We start from the raw sequence: 20,775 nt of genomic DNA, 5'->3' as shown, positions 1-20,775 counted from the left end.
ACCATCGCCGCGCCAAATCAACCAAGAGTTCGTTACAAGGAAACGAGGGTCAATGGCAGCTCAAAAGCAGGCTGCGCGCAAGACTCGTCGCCGCGATCGCAAGTCGATCCCGGTCGGTCAGGCGCACATCAAGTCAACGTTCAACAACACCATCATCTCCATCACCGATCCGTCCGGCGCGGTTGTGTCCTGGGCGTCCGGTGGCGACGTCGGTTTCAAGGGCTCGCGCAAGTCCACGCCGTACGCCGCTGGCATGGCAGCCGAGTCCGCGGCCCGCAAGGCCATGGAACACGGCGTCAAGAAGGTCGATGTCTTCGTCAAGGGCCCGGGTTCCGGTCGTGAGACCGCGATCCGCTCCCTGCAGTCCGCAGGCCTCGAAGTCGGTTCGATCACCGACGCGACGCCGGTGGCTTTCAATGGCGTGCGTCCTCCGAAGCGTCGCCACGTCTGAGCACTAGACCATACCATCCATAGAGCCGCTTGAGGCCGATGAGTGCACCATCGGCCGAAGCTGAAAGGATAACACAGTGCTTATCGCACAGCGTCCGACACTTACCGAGGAATCGCTCAACCCTCAGCGTTCCCGTTTCATCATCGAGCCACTCGAGCCGGGCTTCGGCTACACGCTTGGCAACTCGCTTCGCCGTACCCTCTTGAGCTCGATTCCGGGAGCGGCAGTCACGTCGGTGCGTATTTCCGGTGCCCTGCACGAGTTCACCACTCTGCCGGGAGTTGAGGAAGACGTCACTGAGATCCTGCTCAACATCAAAGGCATCGTGCTCACGAGCGAATATGACGAGCCCGTTGTCATGTATCTGCGCAAGAGCGGCAAGGGCGAAGCCACCGCCGGGGACATCACCCCGCCGGCCGGCGTCACCATCGCCAACCCGGAGATGCACATCGCGACCCTCGCCGACGACGGCGAACTCGAGATCGAGTTCACGGTCGAGCGCGGCCGCGGCTACGTCCCGGCGCAGATGAACAAGCAGGATGGTGATGAGATCGGCCGCATCCCGGTCGATTCCATCTACTCGCCGGTGCTCAAGGTGAGCTACAAGGTTGAGGCGACGCGCGTCGAACAGCGCACCGACTTCGATCGGCTCATTCTGGATGTGGAGACCAAGCCCGCCATCTCCCCGCGCGACGCCGTCGCGTCCGCGGGCTCGACGCTGGTGGAGCTCTTCGGCCTGTGCCGTGAGCTCAATACCCAGGCCGAGGGCGTCGAGGTCGGCCCCGCCCCCGTCGTGGAGGAGGCCGATCCGGAGATGGCCGTCCCGATCGAGGATCTCAACCTCACGCAGCGCAGCTACAACTGCCTCAAGCGCGAGGGCATCCACACAGTCGGCGAACTGGTCAACCACACGGAGCAGGATCTGCTCGACATCCGTAATTTCGGTATGAAGTCCATCGATGAGGTCAAGGAGAAGCTCCAGTCCCTGGGACTGTCGCTCAAGGCCTCGCCGCTCGGCTTCGATACCAGCAACCTCGAGGGTGGCACCTTCTTCTCGCCTGAGGACGAGTGAGACCGAGCCCTTTCGACACAACCACCGCTTCGCCGGTTTCGGATGTTCGGGCAGTTGCCCACCTGAGTCCGGCGGGGCATTCAAGGAGAAACAATGCCTACACCTAAGAAAGGCCCACGTCTGGCTTCCAGCCCGGCACACGAGCGCCTGATGCTCGCGAACATGGCCACCAGCCTGTTCGAGCACGGCCGTATCACGACGACGCTGCCGAAGGCCAAGCGCCTCCGTCCGCTCGCCGAGCGCCTGATCACCTTCGCGAAGCGAGGCGATCTGCACTCCCGCCGTCGCGTGATGCGCGTCATCCGCAACAAGTCCGTCGTGCACAAGCTCTTCACCGAGATCGCCGAGCAGATGGAACAGCGTGAGGGCGGTTACACCCGCATCGTCAAGATCGCTCCGCGCAAGGGCGACTCCGCTCCGGCCGCGATCATCGCGCTCGTCACCGAGCCGGTGAGCCCGAAGAAAGCCGTCGTCAAGGAAGCCGAAGCCGCGACGAAGGTCGCCGCCAAGGAAGAGGCCCCGGTTGAGGCTCCGGCCGAGACCGCGACGAACGAAGCCGAGAACGCCGAGTGAGTCCGGTCGATGACCGCACAGGGTCAGCACCTGCAGGTGCTGACCCTTTTTCTTTGCCTGCATCGCCTTCGCCCGCAGCCGTTCCGGTGCGACGGCGCCGAACGGTTCCGCGCGCTTACCCTCATGGACAAAACACCGTCCGGATCGCCTCCCGTGCGGGACAATGGGCCGTACTGGTGCAGATTGGAAAAACAGGTATGAACGATAGTAGGCGGCATGCTCGGACGACCCCGTTGCGGGGTCGTCGTTTCGTGGCGGTGGTCGCGGCCCTCGCGATGGCCGCGGGGATGGGCCTGCCGTCCTCGGCGTATGCCATGGACACGCAGGAGGCGGAACAGGCCGCGCCGATGCAGTCGCAGCAAGGGACACAGTCCGAAACGCCGGATGAATCGCCGCAGTCGCTGCCCGAGCGCGACGGCGCGGCGTCCTCGGCGGAACCGGCCGCCGCTTCGGACGAGGGCGAAGACCCCGCACTGACGGCGACGACCTCCGACAACAAGGCGAAGCTGTATATCAGCACGAACAAGATCGGCAACTTCCCCGATCCGCCGGCAGGCATCACCGTGACCTTCACCGCCGTCGTCGAAACCGGGACGACCTATAAGGTCACCATCCCGAAATCCACGAAGAACAACGGCTTCAACGGCACCTAAACGATAGGCCCCGGTACCAAGCTGCCGGAGGACATGGGCAACGTCGTCAGAACGGAAACCGACGACGCGGTCACGTTCACGATCGGCTTCGCCTCCGGTGCGTCGGCGGCGTCGGTCGAGTTGGCGGTGGAACTGTCGGCCTGCAACAACTACCATCAGCAGAATGCGCCGATGACGATCATCAGCGAATCGACGCGCACGATCACATGGACGAGGCAGCGCGCAGGCGAGACGAAACCGACGCAGCTGCCGTCGTTGACGATCACGCAGCGCGTGCAGCCGGCGATGGCGCCGACGGTGCCCGAACGCACGTCGCCGGATCCGGATTCGGCGCCGGCGGTCAACGGCAAGACCGATTACACATATCTGTTCAACGTGAACGAGGCGGACGGCGTGCAGGACGACAGGACGATACGTCATACGCGTCCGCGCGCGTGAATTCGGCCGCCAACTACGGCACGACGATCACGATTCCGACGCCGCCGCACTTCATCCTCAACGAACAGGGCACGATGGACGCGAACAAGTTTGGTGACAAGACGACGATCAGCCAGCCGGGAGGCGAAGGACACGACATCGTCATCACCGTGCCGAAGGGCAGCGGTTCGCAAAACTGCCAGAATGCGCCGGGGTACTATCTGGTCGGGCAGATCAACGCCGACAACACCACCACGAAGCAGACCTTCACCGCGTCGGGCAACATCGTCGTCAATCAGACCTATGTGGACGTCGACGGCAAGACGCAGCACCTGATCAAACAGATTCCCGACACCTAGAGCGAACAGCTGCGTTCGACCGACCTGCAGGGACTGTGTCCGTCCTCGCAGGGGGCAATGCCTCAAAGTGACGATCGCGGGCAACAACCGCAGCAGCAACATCCTGCTCACCGACCCGAGCCATCTGACGACGCTCGCCTTCGCCGGCTTTGCGAACAACAGCACCGAAGACCTCGACAACGCCGTGATCACGCTCAATGTGCCCGACGGCTTCGACGCCACGGCGGTCGTCACGCCGTCCGACGCCACCAAGCTCAAGGGACTGACCTCGTACCGCCACGAGCTCACCTTGGCCGACGGCACGACGGTCACCTATTCGACGAAAGCCGCCGTACTGAGCTCGACGGCGGTCCCGGACACGTCATCCTATGTGGACGCGGCGCATGTCACCGACTGGGGCTCGATCCGCTCGGTGCTCATCACGATACCCGAAGTGGACAGCAGCACGATGGCCGGCCATTTCATCTTCATCCTCAACGGCATCGATCCCACGCTCGCCGTGGATGCCGGCAAAACCGAATCGGTGGAATCCGGACTGTACATCGCAGGTCTGAAGATGACGCCGCTCATCTACCGTGAAGGCGACGAACGCACGCCGACGATCACCGTCTCCGGCAGATCGACGATCACCGCGCAGTTGGCGTACGCCGACGCCTCGGGCACCGAGCATGTCGTGCCGTTGCCGAACCTGATCAGGCATCTGAAGAACAACGAGGACCTGTTCGCGAAGAGCGACTATCCGCAGACGATGGACGCGCTCAAGGCCAAGGAAGGCGGTCTGGTGCCCGCAGGCTACAAGCTGGGGCCATACGGATCGTCGGGGACACGGACGCGCACTATCCGGGCGGATATCCGGCCGGCGCCGCGCAGTGGGACATGATGGCCAGATACAACTACAACGGCAGCGTCGTGCGCTATGAGCTGACGACGGGCGGATCGGACCCGATCATGCCGGTTATCGGCGTGAACGGATTCTGGAACGTGTTCACGTTGTCCGCGCTGCTCGCCGGCATGACGCTCATCCCGGGCTGCTACGCCTTCTCCGGCGTGCGCCGGCGCCACGGACGCTGAAGACGCGGACGGCGCGTTTGCTAAGCTCGCCCTGTGACACGCTTACGAATCGATCTGGCATACAACGGCGCCGCCTTCCACGGATGGGCGGTGCAACCGCAGGGCAGGACCGTGCAGGGGACGATTGAGGAGGCCCTCGGCAGGATCCTCGGACAACGCGGCGGGAACGGCGCCTCCGGCACGCCGCGGCTGACCGTCGCCGGACGCACCGACGCCGGTGTGCATGCCTCGCATCAGGTCTGCCATCTCGACGTCGACGACGCCGCGCTCGCACGCTGCGTCGGCCATATGCGGCTCACGCCGGTGCAGGCGCTGGCGACGAGGCTGTCGCGCATGATGCCCGGCGACGTCGCCATCCACGACGTCGCCGTTGCGCCCGACGGATTCGACGCACGCTTCTCCGCGCTCGAACGCACCTACGTGTACCGCATCGCCGATGCGCGCACGCCGTGGGATCCACGGCTCAAGGACTTCGTATGGCGCACCGACCGCGAACTTGACGTCGGGCGGATGAACGCGGCCGCCGCGCTGACGCTCGGTCTGCACGACTTCGGCTCCTTCGCCATCGCGAATCCCGGGGGGACGACGATCCGCGACGTGAAGACCGCGTATTGGGCGCGGGTGCCGGCGCGGCCGCTGCTCGACACCGGCATGGGGGAGCGCTACCGCACACCGACCGCCGAGTCGGGGCTGCTGTGCTTCACGATCGTCGCCGACGCCTTCGCGCGCAACATGGTGCGTTCGCTCGTGGGCGCCTGCGTGCAGGTGGGGCTGGGCAAGCGCGGCGTCGACTGGTTCGCCGGCAAGATGGCCGCGCCGCTGCGTGAAGGATCGACCGGTCCGATCGCGCCGCAGGGACTGACGCTCGAGTACATCGAATACCCGGCCGACGATGAGCTCGCGTCGCGCGCCGAGGCGATCCGCGCCCGCCGCACGCTGCCGGAAGCCTGACGCGCGCTTGGCGTCCTGTGCGGCGTATGCGTGCGCAGTGTGGGACATTGCGGGGTGGTCTGGCGTCCTGCGTGGCGTATGTGTGCGCAGTGTGGGACGTCTGTGGAACTGGGACGGCATGAAAAAAGGGCTTCCGAGCGAAGCCGGAAACCCTGATGGCGGATGAGGCGAGATTCGAACTCGCGGAGGGGGTTGCCCTCACACGCTTTCGAGGCGTGCTCCTTAGACCGCTCGGACACTCATCCATTCGTTGCAATCAAGCAACTTGTTCATTATGGCACAGCTTGCGCCCACGTCAAATCCTCGGCATGTCGCGCCCGCCACGGCCGATTCCGGGGCCCAAGGAACACAGTCGGGCTTCAGCTTAGGGAAGGCTTGGGCACAGCTACGGCATGCCGTCCGCGGATTCGGTCAGCCGAACAACGCGGCGTCGGTGGACGGATAGCCAAGCGTGAAGGCCGTGTACGCGTGCGTCGCGATGAGCATCGACAGCTGTGCCAATGCGGTGCGCATCTGCATGCGCCGCCCCTCGGGCATCGTTCCGTAGTCGACGTGCGCGGAGGCATCGAAGGCGGTGAGCTCGTCGCGCGCGCAGTCGATCTCGAGGACGGCGACGGTGTTCGCGCGCAGTCCGGTCGCCGGGTCGACGACGTCCGCGCTGTGCTTCGTGAGCGCTTGCGTCGCATACACTTTGCGGCGCAGGTCCTTCGCGCCGTCGGACAGATGCATGAGCCGCGACGCCATCTCCTTGTGGTCGTTGCTCATCGCGAGCAGGGCGCCGTCCTCGGCGAGCGCCGCGGTCCGTGCGTCGTCGGCCACGCCGTCGGCGAAACGGCCGGCGATCACTTCGGTCGCGAAGCCGGCGCGATCCTCGGCGAGCGCAAGCTTCGCAAGCGCGTCGCCGCCGATGCCGAGCGCGTCGACGTCGTCGAGTCTCGTGACGGTGAGCGGCTCGTAGTCGACGCCGATCGTGCCGGCGAGCGTGTATGCCGCGGCCTGTGCCTGCGCGCTGCGCAATGTGCCCTCGGCGAAACGCGCGGGACATTGGATGGCGACGTCGAGCCAGCGGTGCGATGCGTCCTCGAAGGCCATGTAGCGTGCGATCTTCGGCGCGCCCGGCTCGGCGCCGCGCGTCGATGCGTCCGTCGCCTCGCCGAGCAGCGTCTCGCAGACGTCGACGCTCCGCTCGCCTTCGGCGCGGCCTTCGACGCGCGGCGTCGAGCAGGCCGCCGCCGAGCCGACGAAGGCGCATGCGACGGCGGCGGCGATGAGCCGTGCAAGCGGCCTGCGCCACGGGCGAAGGTGCGCGGAGTGTCGGACGATCGGCGGGGCGGAAGGTGTCTGCATGAGACACTAGAGTAATGATGGACTGTGACCATAGGGCATAGCGCTCGTACATAGCTTCAGAGGAGGTCTGCATATGGAACTGGACCTGAACGGAATTCACCAGCTCGCACGCGAGCAGGACATCGATGCCGAAACCGTGGACGAGGCGCTCTCCGAGGCACTGCGCCTTGCCTATCTCAAGACTCCGCACGCCGCCAAGCACGCACGCGTCGAACTCGACCCGCGCGCCGGCAGCTTCACGATCTGGGCGCGTGACGAAATCGCCCAGGAACCCACCGAAGACAACCCGCACCCGGCGCCCGCGCTCGGCGACGAATACGACGATACGCCGAAGGACTTCGGCCGCCTCGCCGCCGCCACGGCGCGCCAGGTCATCTCCCAGCTGTTCCGCAAGGCCGAGGACGACAAGATCTTCGGCGCCTTCTCCGGACAGAAGGGCAAGCTCATCACCGGCGTCGTCCAGCAGGACGCGAAGGACACCGCCAACGTGCATGTGGCCGTCGGTGACGTCGAGGCGCTGCTGCCGCGCCGCGAGCAGGTGCCGGGCGAGCACTACCGCCACGGCGAGCGCATCCGCGTCTACGTCGTCAACGTCTCGCGCGGCCTCAAGGGACCCGAGATCATCGTGTCGCGCTCCCATCCGGAGCTCGTGCGCAGGCTCTTCGAACGCGAGGTCCCGGAGCTCGTCTCCGGCACCGTGTCCATCATGGCGATCGCGCGCGAGGCCGGCGCCCGCACGAAGGTCGCCGTGCGCACGAACACGCAGGGCGTCAACCCGAAGGGCGCGCTGATCGGACCGGGCGGGTCGCGCGTACGCGCCGTTATGGAGAACCTCGGCCAGGAGAAGATTGACATCGTCGACTGGTCGAGCAACCCGGCGAAGTTCATCGCCGCCGCGCTGTCGCCGGCGAACGTCACCGACGTGCGCGTCGTCAGCGAGAAGAACCAGACGGCCGTCGCGTTCATCTCCGAGGACCAGCTGTCGCTCGCGATCGGCAAGGAGGGCCAGAACGCCCGCCTCGCCGCCAAGCTCACCGGATGGAAGATCGGCATCGAATCCGAGGAGGCGTACGCGCAGAAGAAGGCCGCGCAGCTCGTGCGCGCACGCGGCGAGCGCAAGGACGGCAAGACGGACGGCGGCAAGGCCTAAACCGGGCCGTTCGTCGCCCGCTTATTCCCGCCGCGCGTATCCAACGGCGGGAGTAAGCTGGGCACGAAAACTGACCGGCGCGCGTGATGCGCGACGCTCAGGACAAGAACGAGGGTGAACAACCATGGTTGCACGATGAGAAACAGAAAGCTCGCCGTGAGAAGATAGCAGCTGCGCTCGCATACGCGCGGCTGGGAAATAGGAGAAATTGAGTGCCGAAAGCACGCGTATATGAGCTCGCCAAGGAACTTGGCGTAGACAGCAAGACCGTTCTTGAAAAGCTCAAGGACATGGGCGAATTCGTCAAATCCGCCTCGTCGACCGTGGAGGCGCCGGTCGTGCGCCGCCTCAAGGCCGCATTCCCGAAGCCGGGAGAGGCGTCCCAGGAATCCAACTCGAAGAAGCCGGCCGCGAAGAAGCACAACGCCCCGAAGCCGGGCGCACCGAAGCCATCGGCGGCCGCGCCGAAGCCGCAGGCCGCCGAAGCCGCGAAGCCTGCGGCACCGACGCCGGGGCCACGCAGCCCGCGTCCGGGCGCGAAGCCGGGTTCACGCAACGGCGGCCGCAGGAACGAGGAGCGCGAACAGCGCAATCCGCGTTCGTCGCAGCCGCGCACGAACGCACATCCGGGCCAGAACGCCGCCAAGCCGTCCCCGGGGCCGCGCAGCCCGCGTCCGGGCCAGCAGAACACCGGCAAGGGCGGCGCGCAGCAGCATGCGCCGCGCCCGGGCAACAATCCGTTCAGCCGCAAGCAGGGCATGCATACGCCGACGCCTGCGGACATCCCGCGCCCGCATCCGATGGCGCGTCCGACCGTCAACAACAACGAGAACCGCCGCGGCGGCCGTCCCGGCCCGCGCGGCGGATTCCGCGGACGTCCGGGTCCGGGCACCGGCGCGCGTCCGGGCCAGTGGGGCCAGCATCGTCAGGGACAGGGCGCCGGCAACGGCGGCCGTCCGGGCGGTAACCGCTTCGGCGGCGGCAGCGGCGGCTTCCAGCACAGCGGTCCGAGCAACGGCCCGTCGCGTGGGGGCGGCCGCGGTCGCGGCGGCGCGGCCGGCGCGTTCGGCCGTCAGGGCGGCAAGTCGTCGAAGGCTCGCAAGAACCGTCTCGCGAAGCGTCATGAGTACGAGGAGCTGAAAGCACCGGTCATCGGCGGCGTGCGCATCCCGAAGGGCAACGGCCAGACGATCCGTCTGCGCCAGGGCGCCTCGCTCGCCGACCTCGCGGAGAAGATCAACGTCAATCCGGCGGCGCTCGTCACCGTGCTGTTCCATCTCGGCGAGATGGCCACGGCGACGCAGTCGCTCGACGAGGCGACGTTCCAGATCCTCGGCGAGGAGATCGGCTGGAACATCAAGATCGTCTCCGCCGAGGAGGAGGACAAGGAGCTGCTCCAGCAGTTCGACATCGACCTCGAATCGGAGGAGCTGCAGGAGGACGAGGATCTGAAGCCGCGTCCGCCGGTCGTCACCGTCATGGGCCACGTCGACCATGGCAAGACGCGCCTGCTCGACACGATCCGCCGCACGAACGTCGTCTCCCGCGAGGCCGGCGGCATCACGCAGCGCATCGGCGCCTACCAGGTGACCGTCGACCTCGAGGGCGAGGAACGCAAGATCACGTTCCTCGACACCCCTGGCCACGAGGCCTTCACGGCGATGCGCGCCCGCGGCGCCGAACTCACCGACGTGGCGATCCTCGTCGTCGCGGCCGATGACGGCGTCATGCCGCAGACCGTCGAGGCGATCAACCACGCGCAGTCGGCGCATGTGCCGATCGTCGTCGCCGTCAACAAGATCGACGTCGAAGGCGCCAACCCGGAGAAGGTGCGCGGCCAGCTCACCGAGTTCGGCCTGATCCCGGAGGAGTACGGCGGCAACACGATGTTCGTCGACATCTCCGCGAAGCAGGGCACGAACGTCGACAAGCTGCTCGAGGCCGTGCTGCTCACCGCGGACGCGGAGCTCGACCTGCGCGCCAACCCGGACATGGATGCGCGCGGCGCGACCGTCGAGGCGAGGCTCGACAAGGGCCGCGGCGCCGTCGCGACCGTGCTCGTGCAGTCCGGCACGCTGCACATCGGCGACTCGATCGTGGCCGGCACGTCCTACGGACGCGTCCGCGCGATGCTCGACGAGAACGGCAAGAACATGGAGGCCGCGGGCCCGTCGACGCCGGTCCAGGTGCTCGGCCTGACGTCGGTCCCGACGGCGGGCGACCTGTTCCTCGTCGCCCCCGACGACCGCGCCGCGCGCCAGATCGCCGAGAAGCGCCAGGCCACCGAACGCGCCGCGCAGCTCGCGAAGCGCCGCAAGGTCGTCTCGCTCGAGGACTTCAAGAAGAAGCTCGCCGAGTCCGAGATCGACATGCTCAACATCGTCATCAAGGGCGACTCGTCCGGCTCGGTCGAGGCGCTCGAGGACTCGCTGATGAAGATCGAGGTCTCCGACGAGGTCGGCATCCAGGTGATCCACCGCGGCGTCGGCGCGATCACGCAGAACGACGTCAACCTCGCGAGCGTCGACAAGGCCGTCATCATCGGCTTCAACGTGCGCCCGAACCGTCAGGTCGCGGACCTCGCCGAGCGCGAAGGCGTCGAGATCAAGTACTACTCGGTCATCTACAAGGCGATCGAGGACATCGAGGCCTCGCTCAAGGGCATGCTCAAGCCGGAGTACGAGGAGGTCACGACCTCGCATTCAGAGATCCGCGAGATCTTCCGCTCGTCGAAGTTCGGCAACATCGCCGGCGTCATGGTCCTTGACGGCGAAGTCAAGCGCGGTACGAAGGCTCGCATCCTGCGCGACGGCGTCGCGACCGTCAACGACCTCGAGATCTCGTCGCTGCGCCGCTTCAAGGACGACGTCAAGTCGGTCACCGAAGGCTACGAGGCCGGCATCAACCTCGGCTCGTTCAACGACATCGAGATCGGCGACATCATCGAGACCTTCGAGATGCGCGAGATCGAACGCAAGTAGCCGGACGGCATCGCCGCCCCGACGGCACGCTCGGATGGAAACGCCCATGGCCCTTCGGCTATGGGCGTTTCCCGTTGCGCGTGACATTCGGGTACGCTGTACTCTAGCGCAGGCCGGCATCAGGCACGGCAGTCAAGGAAAGAAGAACCCATGCAGTCAACCAATCCGCGCGCCGCACGCATCGCGGCGCTCATCCAGCGCGTCATCGCATCGAACATGGAGTCGGCGCTGCACGACAAGCGCCTCAAGAACGTGACGATCACCGACGTCCACGTCACCAACGACCTGCAGATCGCGAAGGTCTACTGGACGACGCTGTCGCACACCGGCAACGACGACGGCGAACGCAAGCGCGCACGCACCGCGCTCAACCAGGCGAAGGGACGCCTGCGTTCGCTCGTCGGCGCGAAGGCGGGGCTGAGGCTCACGCCGCAGCTCGAGTTCGTCTTCGACGAGGTGCCCGGCGAGGCGCACGAGATCGAGGACATCCTCGTCACCGCGCGCAAGCGCGACGAGGAACTCGCGAGGATGCGCGCGAACGCGCAGTACGCCGGCGACGCCGACCCGTACCGCCACGACGACTTCGAGCAGGAGGACCTCGCCGGCGTCTCCGAGGCCGCGACCGAACGCGCGCTCGACGACGAGGAGCACCGCGACAAGGACGACTACACCGAATACGACGGCGACGTCGTCGAGGTCGAGGAACTCGAGGACTTCGACGACGACGAGGACGACGTGCCGACGACGGCCGCGCAGGACGCGGCGTCGACGCGTCCGGACTCGACGATCGACGAGACGCAGGACTGAGCCGGTGGGTGCGCAGGACGGCACGCTCAACGGTCTGTTCGTCGTCGACAAGCCGCAGGGCGTGACGAGCCACGACATCGTCGGCGCCGTGCGCGCGGCCGTGCACATGCGCCGCGTCGGCCACGCCGGCACGCTTGACCCGATGGCCACCGGCGTGCTCGTCGTCGGCGTCGGCAACGCGACGCGGCTGCTCAACGTCATCGTCGACCATACGAAGACCTACGCGGCGACGATCCGATTCGGCCAGCGCACGACGACCGACGACGCCGACGGCGCGCTCGTCGACATGCCGCGCGCGGCCGCATTGCCGGACGTCGGCATGATCCGCGACGTTGTTTCACAGAAGTTTCACGGCACGATCGAGCAGGTGCCGAACGCCTATTCGGCGATCAAGGTGCACGGACGGCGCGCCTACGATCTCGCGCGCGCCGGCGAACACGTCGAACTCGAGGCGCGGCCGGTCACGATCAGCCGCTTCGACGTGGGCGATGCGCGCCCGGCCGCGGCCGCGAACGGCGACGCCGTGCTCGACGTCGACGTGACGGTGACCTGCTCGGCCGGCACCTACATCCGCGCGCTCGCACGCGACCTCGGCGAGGACTTCGGCTGCGGCGCGCATCTGACGCAGCTGCGCAGGCTCGCCGTCGGCGACTTCACCGTCGACGACCCGCACGTCGTGACCGCGCACACCAAGACCCGCGAGTACACGAACCGCGACGGCGAACGGGTGACGCGCGCACGCGCCGTGCTCGACGTGCCCGCCGACGACGTGGCGGCGCATCTGATCCCGATGGTCGACGCGGTGCGCGAGGCGATGCCGACGATCGCCGTCAGCCGCGACGAGGCGCGCGACCTGCGCTACGGACGGTGGATCGCCGGGCACGTCGACGGCACGAGCGCGGCGGTCGTCGAGGACGACGGCGACGTCGTCGCGATCGTCGAACAGGCGAACGGGAAGACCATCAGGCCGACCGCCGTGTTCCCGGCGGCACGGTGAGGGCGCGGCGCACCGAACAGGCAACAGGAGGAAAGCAATGAACATCATTCGGCTCGAACCGGACGAGGGCGGCAACGTCGCATGGCCGACGCTGAGCACGTCCAAGAAATCGGTTGTCACCGTCGGCGTCTTCGACGGCGTGCACCGCGGACACCAGGCCGTCATCCGACGCGCCGTCGAACTCGCGAAGGCGCACAACAGCTTCGCCGTCGTCGTCATGTTCGACCCGCGGCCGGCCTTCGTGCACACATACGCGAAGACGCACGCCGGCATCGGCGTGCCCGACGGCGTGCACGACGCGCAGGCGATCAGCGGCGTCGACGAACGGCTGCGGATGATGGACGAACTCGGCGTCGACTACGTGCTCATCGTCCACTACGACCTCGCGTTCGCCGCGAAGTCGTTCCGTTTCTTCCTCGGCCGCCTCGTCGGCAAGGTCGGCATGCGCACGCTCGTGCTCGGACAGGACGCGCGCATGGGCGCCGGCCTCGAAGGCGACGTGAAGAAGATCGGGACGCTTGCGCAGGCGACCGGCGTGTTCGAACTCGACGTCGTCGTCGACAACGGCGGCCATGTGCGCGTGCCCGCCGACTTCACGCCGCAGGCGCCCGAACGGCCGGGGGAGCCCTCCGACCCGCTCGAGGGGATGAGCAAAGCGGAGCGGCGCGCCTGGAGCAAGCGCGTCAACGCGCGCGAGGTGCGCGAACTGAGCTCGACGAACGTGCGCTGGCTGCTCAGCCAGGGGCGGGTCGCCGACGCGAACCGCATCCTCGGTCATCTGCACGGCGTCGAAGGCACGGTGACGCACGGCGAGGAGCGCGGACGCACGATCGGGTTCCCGACGGCGAACCTCGTCGCGCCGATCGACGGCTACCTGCCCGTTGACGGCGTGTACGCGGGATGGCTCATCGACCTCGGCAGCGAGGAGGCGTACGCGCAGTCGCAGCGCCCCTTCGGCGACCTCGACGGCGGCGGCGTTGCGTCGATCGCGCAGCCGTACACATCCGGCGGCGTCGAAAGCCGGCTCGCGCCGCATTCGCCGTACCGCTGGCCGGCGGCGATCTCGATCGGCCGCAAGCCGACCTTCAACGAGGACAGCGGCCACGACGAACGCGTCCTCGAAGCCTACGCCGTCACCGACGACTGGCTCGAACTCTACGGCCACCGCGTGCGCGTCGAATTCGCGCGTTTCCTGCGCCCGCAGATCAAGTTCGACTCCGCACAGGCGCTCGTCGACGAACTCAAGCGCAATGCCGACGAGACACTGAAGGTCGTCGGCGCATAGCCGACACCCGCCGCGTCATTTGCCGCGCTTCGTCAGTTTGAGCGCGTCGAGCGCGTCGCGCAGCGAGCGCACCTCGACGATGCGCAGCCCCGGAATCGACACCGAAGTGCGCATCGGCGGCACGAGCGCCGTCGTGAACCCCAGGCGCGCCGCCTCGCGCAGCCGGTGTGCGAGACGAGGCACCGGACGCACCTGGCCGGTCAACGAGATCTCGCCGACCGCGCAGGTCGAGCGCGCGATCGGCGTGGACGTCGCCGCGCTCGCGAGCGCCGCGACGATCGCTAGGTCGCAGCTCGGCTCCTTCGCGACGCCGCCGGCGATCGTCGAGATGTACAGATCGTTGCTCAGCAACGACAGGCCGCCGTGCCGGTAGAGGACGGCGACGAGCATCGCGATGCGGTTCGAGTCGACGCCGTTGACGGCGCGCCGGGGTGTCGGCAGCACCGAGTTCGTGACGAGCGCCTGCACCTCCACCGGCAGCGAACGGTGGCCGTCGAGCGTGAACGTGACGCAGGTGCCGTCGACGGGCGTCTCGTTCGACGACAGGAACAGGCCGGCCGGGTCGGCGACCTCCTCGATGCCGACGCCGCTCATGTCGAAGCAGCCGACCTCGTCTGTCGGGCCGAAACGGTTCTTCACGGCGCGCAGCAGCCGCAACGCCGTCTGCGGCTCGCCCTCGAACTGGCAGACGACGTCGACGAGATGCTCAAGCGTGCGCGGGCCGGCGATCGAGCCGTCCTTCGTGACATGGCCGACGAGCAGCACCGGCACGTCGAGCGACTTCGCCGTGTCGATGAGCGCGCTCGCGACCTCGCGCACCTGCGTGGAGCCGCCGGAGATGCCGTCGACGTCCTGGGAGACGATCGTCTGCGCCGAGTCGACGATCGCGAGCGCCGGCCTGTGCTGTTCGATGAGTCCGAGCGCGGTCGCGAGGTCGGTCGTCGAGGCGAGCAGCAGGTTCGGCTCGACGGCGTTGATGCGCGACGCGCGCAGCCGCACCTGCGCCTGCGACTCCTCGCCGGAGATGTACAGGACGTTGCCGGACGGCGTGTTGCGTGCGATGTTGCCGGCTGTCTCCAGCAGCAGCGTGGATTTGCCGATGCCGGGTTCGCCGGCGATGAGCACGACCGAGCCGGGGACGATGCCGCCGCCGAGCACGCGGTCGAATTCGCCGAAGCCGGTGGGCACGCGGGTGACGGACGCCGTGTCGACGTCGGTGATCGGCTGGGCGGCGCTTAATGCGACCGCCGTCGGCGTCGTGCGCGACGTGCGGCCGGGTGCGGCCGTGCGCGACGTGGACGCGGCGGGACGCGTCTCGTGGAACTCCTCGATCGTGCCCCACTGGCCGCATTCGGGGCAGCGGCCGAACCATTTCGCGCCGGTCCATCCACACTCGGTGCATACGTAACTCACATTGCTTTTCGCCATATGCAGCAACCTAGCTGCCTTCATGCGCGCGCGCAAGGGTGCGGGCGCGCCTGATTGGCGCTCGTGCAGAGGCCGTCTGGCGCGCCGTCTGCGCCGCTGCGCGATCTATGTCGACTGCTGCGCGATCAGGAGCATCGCCCCGGTGCCGTGCTGCATGCGCATAACTCGATATTTCGGGTCGATTGCAGAGTGATGCGCCGGCCGGGTGATGGTCGAACGGCCGCCCGCGACGAAAGTGCACGCATATGCACATCATGACCGTCGAAGCGATCGTCATCGCACGGTATCGCACGGTATCGCACAGCCGTGCCGCATGATGGGGAAGGGAATCGACGGGTGCCGTCGCATGACTCGACAGTTCGGGCCAATTCCCGAGTTATGCGGCAGGGTTCGGTGGGACTGGACACGGCGGGTATGGCGGCGGGGTTCGGTGGGACTGGACACGGCGGGTATGGCGGCGGGGTTCGGTGGGACTGGGCACGGCGGCGTCTGCGCATCGCGCACACGGTCAGAAGGCTGTGCCAAGATGGGCCACATGGCAGTCAGTTCCGGCAAGCAGCAGCAGACGCAGACCTCATCGACGGCGCACAAGGCGCGCATCGTCGTGTTCGCGGCCGCCGCCATCGTCGTGCTCGCGATCCTCAGCGCATTCGCATGGCCCGGCTGGGCGGTGCGCCATGTGCCGGAGCCGATGGACGTGCCGACGGCGGTCGCCTCGGCGAAGCCGACGATCGACGCGAAGGCGCTGCCGGCGAACGCGTCGGAACTGCTCAAGGCGATGCCCGAGCACGTCTCGAACTTCGCGCGCACCGACGCGCAGGCCACCGACGAATGGGACGCCTCGTCGCCGCTCGAGGAGTACCGGCTCGTCTATTCGACCGGCGACGAAGCCAAGGACGTGCAGGTCGTCGTCGGGCAGTGGGCGAGCGAGGAGGAGGCGCTCACGCAGTACAACGCGCTCACCAAGCTGCTTGAAGGCGATGAGATCGCCGCCGGCAGCGTCAAGGTCAACGGCGCGAACACCGGCGCCTACGTCGTCAACGCCGACAAGGGCGACGACGCGAAGGAGGTCGCCGTGTGGCGCAACAACACCGTGTGCGTGCGGCTCAGCGGACCGAAGAGCTCCGTCGATACCGTGTTCAAGCTGTTCCCGCTGTGAGCGCAGCGCGCGCCGACTCGCCAAAGTCGGATGAACGGTGTAGTGTTAGGCAAGTTGCAAACTTTCAAGTAAGGAACGGAGGCTGACGATGGGCTCGGTCATCAAGAAGCGCCGCAAGCGGATGAGCAAGAAGAAGCACCGCAAACTGCTGCGTAAGACTCGCCACCAGCGCAAGTAGTCTTACCGCGCTATACAGCGTTACCGCGATCCCGCGGCCATGCACGATCCTCGTGCGGGCCGCGGGATCGGTTTTTCACGGCGTGTTCCACGATATGTCCTGCGGTGCGACGGCGCACCGTGCGGGTACATTGGAAGCATGACGATCACAGTTTCCACAGACGGTTCCGCACTCGGCAATCCCAACGGCCCGATGGGCTGGGCGTGGGCGGACCATCCGACGCATGAGACGCGCGGCCACGCGCACGGCGGCGACTGCGACGCCGGCGGCGCGACGAACGGCACGAACCAGATCGGCGAGCTGTGCGCCGTGCTCGAGGCGCTGCGCACGCATCCCGGCGACGAGGAGCTCGTCATCGAGACCGATTCGCAGTACGCGATCAACTGCTCGACGAAATGGGTGCACGGCTGGAAGAGGAACGGCTGGAAGAACTCGAAGAAGGAGCCGGTGAAGAACGCGGAGCTCATCCGCGCGATCGACGACGAGATCCACCGCCGCAAGGGACGTGTCCGCTTCGTCTGGGTCAAGGGACACGCCGGCAACGCCGGCAACGAGAAGGTCGACGAGCTCGCGCGCACCTACGCCGGCGACTGCCGTTCATCGGTGCGCGACGGCTACCTGCCGAAGGAGGGATGGCAGTCTCTGCTCGCGTCGTCCTACGCGCGTGGCCTCGACGTGCCGCTCGATGCGCGGATGCTGCTCGACGGCGGACTGTCGGCGGACGACTACCGGCGCACGCGCTGCATCGGCGTCGACGGCGACGCGGACGGCCCACAGACGACGGACGCCGACGGCGTCGTCGACACCGACGAGCGCGCCGTGCGCGAGGCGGACGCGGCATCGGCGCGCGCCGCCGTCGACGATGCGCGGAACGCTGAAAACGCGCATGAAGCGCCGGCCGTGCACGACGACGTTGCGCCGGACGAGGAATCGACGGTGCATGACACTGCGCAGTCCGCACAGTCCACGTCGTCCCCGGCGGACGCGGCGCACACGACGTCGCCGGAGCCGCTGCTGCGGCACAGCGGACTGCATGTGCACGGGACGGTCACGTTCACGCCGCCGCCGTCGTCGAGCCCCCACTACGACGGCCGCCCGCGCGCGATACGCGGCTACATCGAGGTCGAGGGCACCGTCGACGGCGACGGCACGATCACGCTCGACGGCGCGTCGTTCCTCGTCCACCGTCCGCGCTGACGGCGCCCGTGCGATTCCACTACATCCACTACACTGAAAGGCAGCCGGGGCGCGGTTCCCGGATGGACGAAACAAAAGGAGCGTCATGGATAAGGCACAGCAGGATGCAATGAAGAAGGAAGCCGGCATCGAAGCGGCGAAGCTCGTCAAGAGCGGCATGATCGTCGGACTCGGCACGGGTTCCACGGTCCGCTTCCTCGTCGACGAACTCGGCCGCCGCAAGCAGGAGGAGGGCCTCGAGTTCACCGGCGTGACGACATCGCGCCGCACGCAGGAGCAGGCGGAAGGCTACGGCATCAAGATCGTCAACATCGACGACGTCGACCACATCGACCTGTGCATCGACGGCGCCGACGAAGTGGACAAGAACTTCAACGGCATCAAAGGCGGCGGCGCCGCGCTGCTGTGGGAGAAGATCGTCGCGATCAATTCGGACCACATCGTCTGGATCGTCGACGCCTCGAAGCTCGTCGACGTCATCGGCAAGTTCCCGCTGCCGGTCGAGGTCATCCCCTTCGGCGCGATGCACGTCATCGAGCGCATGAAGGAGCGCGGCTACAAGCCGACGCTGCGCCTCGACGCCGACGGCAAGCCGGTGCGCACCGACGAGAACAACTACGTCGTCGACCTGCACCTCGAGCGCATCGACGACCCGGCGGGCCTGCACGAGGACCTCATCAACATGGTCGGCGTCGTCGAGGACGGCCTGTTCCTCGACATGGTCAACGAGGTCATCGTCGGCGACCCGAACGGCCCGCGCACGCTCGTCAACCCGAACAAGGCGTGAGCATCGCGTCGCGTTCGTCGATGGGAGAGCCTCGCCGGTAGGCGACTCCCTCGGTAAGCGGAAGGCCCGCAGCTGCTGCAGCTGCGGGCCTTCGTCGTCACGGGAATCGATGACGTGCGCCCGCGGCGGTCATGCCGCGGGCGCACGGGCGCTCACTCGCCGAGCGCCTTGTCGACGACCTGCGTGGCCTCGTCGAGGACGGCGTCGAGCGTCTCGGGGGAGACGAAGGACTCCGCGTACACCTTGTAGATGTTCTCGGTGCCGGAGGGGCGCGCCGCGAACCAGTTGTTCTCGGTGACGACCTTGATGCCGCCGATCGGCGCGTCGTTGCCCGGCGCCTTCGTCAGGATCGCGGTGATGTCCTCGCCGCCGAGCGTCGTGGCCGTGACGTCCTTCGCGTCGAGTTTGGCGAACTTCTGCTTCTGCTCGAGCGTCGTCGGCGTGTCGATGCGGCTGTACCAGCTTTCGCCGAAGCGCTCGACCTGCTCCTGATGGAGCTGCGCCGGGTTCTTGCCGGTCTTGCCGGTGATCTCGGCCGCGAGCAGGTCGGGGATCAGGCCGTCCTTGTCGGTCGTCCAGACGCGGCCGTTGAAGCGCAGGAAGCTCATGCCGGAGCTTTCCTCGCCGCCAAACGCGATCTCGCCGGTGAACAGCGGGTCGACGAACCACTTGAAGCCGACCGGGACCTCGACGACGCGCGCGTCGATCGACGCGGCGACGCGGTCGATGAGCGACGAGGAGACGAGCGTCTTGCCGACGCCGGTGCCCGCCGGCCAGTCGGGACGGTTGCCGCCGAACAGGTATTCGACGCAGACGGCGATGTAGTGGTTCGGGTTCATGACGCCCCAGTTCGGGCAGACGATGCCGTGGCGGTCGGCGTCCGGATCGGTGCCGCCGACGAGGTCGTACTTGTCCCAGGCGCCGGCGTTGAGCTCGTCGACGAGGCCCTTCATCGCATACTGCGACGACGGGTCCATGCGGATCTTGCCGTCGTGGTCGATCGTCATGAAGCGCCACGTCGGGTCGACCTCGGGGCGCACGACGCCGATGTTGAGGCCGTACTTCTCGTTGATGAGCGGCCAGTAGTTGACCGAGGCGCCGCCGAGCGGGTCGATGCCCAGGCGCACGCCGGAGTTGCGGATGACGTCGAAGTCGATGACGTTCTTGAGGTCGTCGACGTAGTGCTCGCGGAAGTCGAAGCGCTCGATGAGGTCCGATTTGATCGCCTGCTCGAAGGGCACGCGCTTGACGTTCCTGAAGTCGCCGAGCAGCTCGTTCGCGCGGTTCGCGATCGCGTTCGTCACCTCGGACGGCGCCGGGCCGCCGGTGACCGGATCGTACTTGAAGCCACCGTCGGTCGGCGGGTTGTGCGACGGCGTCACGACGATGCCGTCGGCGAGGTCGGCGCCTTCGAAGCGCTGCGTGCCGTCGGCCGCGCGGTTGTGCGTCAGGATCGCCTGGGAGACGACCGGCGTCGGCGTGAAGTCGTCGCGCGAGTCGACGCGCACGCGCACGCCGTTCGCGACGAGCACCTCGATCGCGGTCTTCCATGCCGGAAGGCTCAGCGCGTGCGTGTCGCGGCCGATGTAGAGCGGGCCGGTGACGCCGGCGGCCTTGCGGTATTCGGCGATCGCCTGCGTGATCGCGACGATGTGCGCCTCGTTGAACGAGGTCTTCAGCGACGAGCCGCGGTGACCGGAGGTGCCGAAGATGACGCGCTCCTCGGGGACCGACGGATCCGGGACGACGTCGTAGTACTTGCCGATGACTTCGTCGACGTTGATCAGATCTGCTTCAGTGGCGGGCATGCCCGCGTTAGGTGCAACCATACTTCCTTCATTCTGACGGGGACAACAGTTACTGCTCGATGCTGCAGGGCGTGGCCGCCGTGCAGACGCTGTGCCAGTTTAGC

The 20,775-nt window shown here is 67.2% G+C and carries 20 protein-coding genes, 1 tRNA gene and 2 pseudogenes; 19 read left to right on the top strand and 4 right to left on the bottom strand.

What is annotated here, in order from left to right; all coding sequences use genetic code 11:
* The first annotated feature begins 52 nt into the window (after nt 1–52).
* The 9 genes from rpsK (at nt 53) to BCHO_RS07505 (ending at nt 5,547) form a co-directional block, all read left to right on the top strand.
* On the top strand, nt 53–451 hold the full coding sequence (gene rpsK / locus BCHO_RS07545; protein WP_024540954.1) for a 30S ribosomal protein S11: 399 nt from the start codon (nt 53–55) through the stop codon (nt 449–451).
* 76 nt (nt 452–527) lie between these two features.
* The gene (locus BCHO_RS07540; RefSeq protein ID WP_024540953.1) at nt 528–1,523 is read left to right on the top strand and encodes a DNA-directed RNA polymerase subunit alpha; all 996 of its coding nucleotides are present in this window, start codon (nt 528–530) and stop codon (nt 1,521–1,523) included.
* A 93-nt stretch (nt 1,524–1,616) separates the two neighbouring features.
* A complete protein-coding gene (gene rplQ / locus BCHO_RS07535; protein WP_024540952.1) occupies nt 1,617–2,096 on the top strand; it encodes a 50S ribosomal protein L17 in 480 nt (159 codons plus the stop codon).
* Between the two features lie 176 nt (nt 2,097–2,272).
* Entirely contained in the window at nt 2,273–2,749 is a 477-nt protein-coding gene (locus BCHO_RS07530) for a carbohydrate-binding protein (RefSeq protein WP_152595868.1), read from the top strand.
* 33 nt (nt 2,750–2,782) lie between these two features.
* Entirely contained in the window at nt 2,783–3,187 is a 405-nt protein-coding gene (locus BCHO_RS07525; protein WP_024540950.1) for a hypothetical protein, read from the top strand.
* Nucleotides 3,184–3,525, top strand: a complete 342-nt coding sequence (locus BCHO_RS07520; protein ID WP_024540949.1) for a hypothetical protein — start codon at nt 3,184–3,186, stop codon at nt 3,523–3,525. Before BCHO_RS07525 ends, BCHO_RS07520 begins: the two co-directional genes overlap by 4 nt.
* A gap of 67 nt (nt 3,526–3,592) precedes the next feature.
* A complete protein-coding gene (locus BCHO_RS07515; protein ID WP_024540948.1) occupies nt 3,593–4,405 on the top strand; it encodes a hypothetical protein in 813 nt (270 codons plus the stop codon).
* Nucleotides 4,405–4,596 (top strand): hypothetical protein, encoded by a 192-nt coding sequence (locus tag BCHO_RS07510; protein ID WP_024540947.1) that lies wholly within the window; start codon nt 4,405–4,407, stop codon nt 4,594–4,596. Before BCHO_RS07515 ends, BCHO_RS07510 begins: the two co-directional genes overlap by 1 nt.
* 33 nt (nt 4,597–4,629) lie before the next feature.
* On the top strand, nt 4,630–5,547 hold the full coding sequence (locus tag BCHO_RS07505; RefSeq protein ID WP_024540946.1) for a tRNA pseudouridine synthase A: 918 nt from the start codon (nt 4,630–4,632) through the stop codon (nt 5,545–5,547).
* A 156-nt stretch (nt 5,548–5,703) separates the two neighbouring features.
* On the opposite strand, the gene BCHO_RS07500 is transcribed toward BCHO_RS07505, so the two are convergent.
* Together BCHO_RS07500 and BCHO_RS07495 are read right to left on the bottom strand one after the other, a co-directional pair.
* Nucleotides 5,704–5,792 (bottom strand) — tRNA-Ser (locus BCHO_RS07500).
* A gap of 166 nt (nt 5,793–5,958) precedes the next feature.
* On the bottom strand, nt 5,959–6,894 hold the full coding sequence (locus BCHO_RS07495) for a hypothetical protein (protein ID WP_024540945.1): 936 nt from the start codon (nt 6,892–6,894) through the stop codon (nt 5,959–5,961).
* Between the two features lie 73 nt (nt 6,895–6,967).
* Here BCHO_RS07495 and nusA point away from each other — a divergent pair, with 73 nt between their 5' ends.
* The 6 genes and pseudogenes from nusA to BCHO_RS07470 all read left to right on the top strand — a co-directional run bounded on the left by nusA (nt 6,968) and on the right by BCHO_RS07470 (nt 14,114).
* Entirely contained in the window at nt 6,968–8,044 is a 1,077-nt protein-coding gene (gene nusA / locus BCHO_RS07490; protein ID WP_024540944.1) for a transcription termination factor NusA, read from the top strand.
* A 212-nt stretch (nt 8,045–8,256) separates the two neighbouring features.
* A pseudogene (locus BCHO_RS09750) lies at nt 8,257–8,406 on the top strand (translation initiation factor IF-2 N-terminal domain-containing protein); the annotation flags it as partial.
* Between the two features lie 351 nt (nt 8,407–8,757).
* Nucleotides 8,758–11,025: pseudogene (infB, locus tag BCHO_RS07485) on the top strand (translation initiation factor IF-2); the annotation flags it as partial.
* A 150-nt stretch (nt 11,026–11,175) separates the two neighbouring features.
* Nucleotides 11,176–11,832 (top strand): 30S ribosome-binding factor RbfA, encoded by a 657-nt coding sequence (gene rbfA, locus BCHO_RS07480; RefSeq protein ID WP_024540942.1) that lies wholly within the window; start codon nt 11,176–11,178, stop codon nt 11,830–11,832.
* 4 nt (nt 11,833–11,836) lie between these two features.
* Nucleotides 11,837–12,829 carry a tRNA pseudouridine(55) synthase TruB gene (gene truB / locus BCHO_RS07475; RefSeq protein WP_024540941.1) on the top strand — a complete coding sequence of 331 codons (993 nt, stop codon included), beginning with the start codon at nt 11,837–11,839 and terminating at the stop codon, nt 12,827–12,829.
* A 37-nt stretch (nt 12,830–12,866) separates the two neighbouring features.
* The gene (locus BCHO_RS07470; RefSeq protein ID WP_024540940.1) at nt 12,867–14,114 is read left to right on the top strand and encodes a riboflavin kinase; all 1,248 of its coding nucleotides are present in this window, start codon (nt 12,867–12,869) and stop codon (nt 14,112–14,114) included.
* Nucleotides 14,115–14,129: 15 nt separating this feature from the next.
* On the opposite strand, the gene radA is transcribed toward BCHO_RS07470, so the two are convergent.
* Nucleotides 14,130–15,542 carry a DNA repair protein RadA gene (gene radA / locus BCHO_RS07465; protein ID WP_024540939.1) on the bottom strand — a complete coding sequence of 471 codons (1,413 nt, stop codon included), beginning with the start codon at nt 15,540–15,542 and terminating at the stop codon, nt 14,130–14,132.
* A gap of 535 nt (nt 15,543–16,077) precedes the next feature.
* On the opposite strand from radA, the gene BCHO_RS07460 reads away from it, so the two are divergent.
* From BCHO_RS07460 to rpiA, 4 genes are all read left to right on the top strand, one after another.
* The gene (locus tag BCHO_RS07460) at nt 16,078–16,701 is read left to right on the top strand and encodes a hypothetical protein (RefSeq protein WP_029675469.1); all 624 of its coding nucleotides are present in this window, start codon (nt 16,078–16,080) and stop codon (nt 16,699–16,701) included.
* A gap of 88 nt (nt 16,702–16,789) precedes the next feature.
* A complete protein-coding gene (locus tag BCHO_RS09090) occupies nt 16,790–16,879 on the top strand; it encodes a 30S ribosomal protein bS22 (RefSeq protein WP_004268639.1) in 90 nt (29 codons plus the stop codon).
* A 138-nt stretch (nt 16,880–17,017) separates the two neighbouring features.
* Nucleotides 17,018–18,076, top strand: a complete 1,059-nt coding sequence (locus BCHO_RS07455) for a ribonuclease H family protein (protein WP_024540937.1) — start codon at nt 17,018–17,020, stop codon at nt 18,074–18,076.
* 85 nt (nt 18,077–18,161) lie between these two features.
* Nucleotides 18,162–18,863 carry a ribose-5-phosphate isomerase RpiA gene (gene rpiA, locus BCHO_RS07450; RefSeq protein WP_024540936.1) on the top strand — a complete coding sequence of 234 codons (702 nt, stop codon included), beginning with the start codon at nt 18,162–18,164 and terminating at the stop codon, nt 18,861–18,863.
* Between the two features lie 152 nt (nt 18,864–19,015).
* Here rpiA and pgm read toward each other — a convergent pair whose 3' ends face one another.
* Nucleotides 19,016–20,692, bottom strand: coding sequence for a phosphoglucomutase (alpha-D-glucose-1,6-bisphosphate-dependent) (gene pgm, locus BCHO_RS07445; RefSeq protein ID WP_024540935.1), 1,677 nt, complete (start codon nt 20,690–20,692; stop codon nt 19,016–19,018).
* Nucleotides 20,693–20,775: the final 83 nt, after the last annotated feature.

It is taken from the genome of Bifidobacterium choerinum, from assembly GCF_000741135.1.
Classification (GTDB): Bacteria; Actinomycetota; Actinomycetes; order Actinomycetales; family Bifidobacteriaceae; genus Bifidobacterium; species Bifidobacterium choerinum.
This window is presented reverse-complemented; position numbering and strand designations above follow the sequence as displayed.

What these genes read in the sequence shown, in the direction of transcription:
- rpsK (WP_024540954.1), top strand. Translation starts at nt 53, where the DNA reads ATGGCAGCTCAAAAGCAGGCTGCGCGCAAGACTCGTCGCCGCGATCGC.
- rplQ (WP_024540952.1), top strand. Translation starts at nt 1,617, where the DNA reads ATGCCTACACCTAAGAAAGGCCCACGTCTGGCTTCCAGCCCGGCACAC.
- BCHO_RS07525 (WP_024540950.1), top strand. Translation starts at nt 2,783, where the DNA reads ATGGGCAACGTCGTCAGAACGGAAACCGACGACGCGGTCACGTTCACG.
- BCHO_RS07510 (WP_024540947.1), top strand. Translation starts at nt 4,405, where the DNA reads ATGGCCAGATACAACTACAACGGCAGCGTCGTGCGCTATGAGCTGACG.
- BCHO_RS07495 (WP_024540945.1), bottom strand. Translation starts at nt 6,894, where the DNA reads ATGCAGACACCTTCCGCCCCGCCGATCGTCCGACACTCCGCGCACCTT.
- nusA (WP_024540944.1), top strand. Translation starts at nt 6,968, where the DNA reads ATGGAACTGGACCTGAACGGAATTCACCAGCTCGCACGCGAGCAGGAC.
- rbfA (WP_024540942.1), top strand. Translation starts at nt 11,176, where the DNA reads ATGCAGTCAACCAATCCGCGCGCCGCACGCATCGCGGCGCTCATCCAG.
- BCHO_RS07470 (WP_024540940.1), top strand. Translation starts at nt 12,867, where the DNA reads ATGAACATCATTCGGCTCGAACCGGACGAGGGCGGCAACGTCGCATGG.
- radA (WP_024540939.1), bottom strand. Translation starts at nt 15,542, where the DNA reads ATGGCGAAAAGCAATGTGAGTTACGTATGCACCGAGTGTGGATGGACC.
- BCHO_RS07460 (WP_029675469.1), top strand. Translation starts at nt 16,078, where the DNA reads ATGGCAGTCAGTTCCGGCAAGCAGCAGCAGACGCAGACCTCATCGACG.
- BCHO_RS09090 (WP_004268639.1), top strand. Translation starts at nt 16,790, where the DNA reads ATGGGCTCGGTCATCAAGAAGCGCCGCAAGCGGATGAGCAAGAAGAAG.
- BCHO_RS07455 (WP_024540937.1), top strand. Translation starts at nt 17,018, where the DNA reads ATGACGATCACAGTTTCCACAGACGGTTCCGCACTCGGCAATCCCAAC.
- rpiA (WP_024540936.1), top strand. Translation starts at nt 18,162, where the DNA reads ATGGATAAGGCACAGCAGGATGCAATGAAGAAGGAAGCCGGCATCGAA.
- pgm (WP_024540935.1), bottom strand. Translation starts at nt 20,692, where the DNA reads ATGGTTGCACCTAACGCGGGCATGCCCGCCACTGAAGCAGATCTGATC.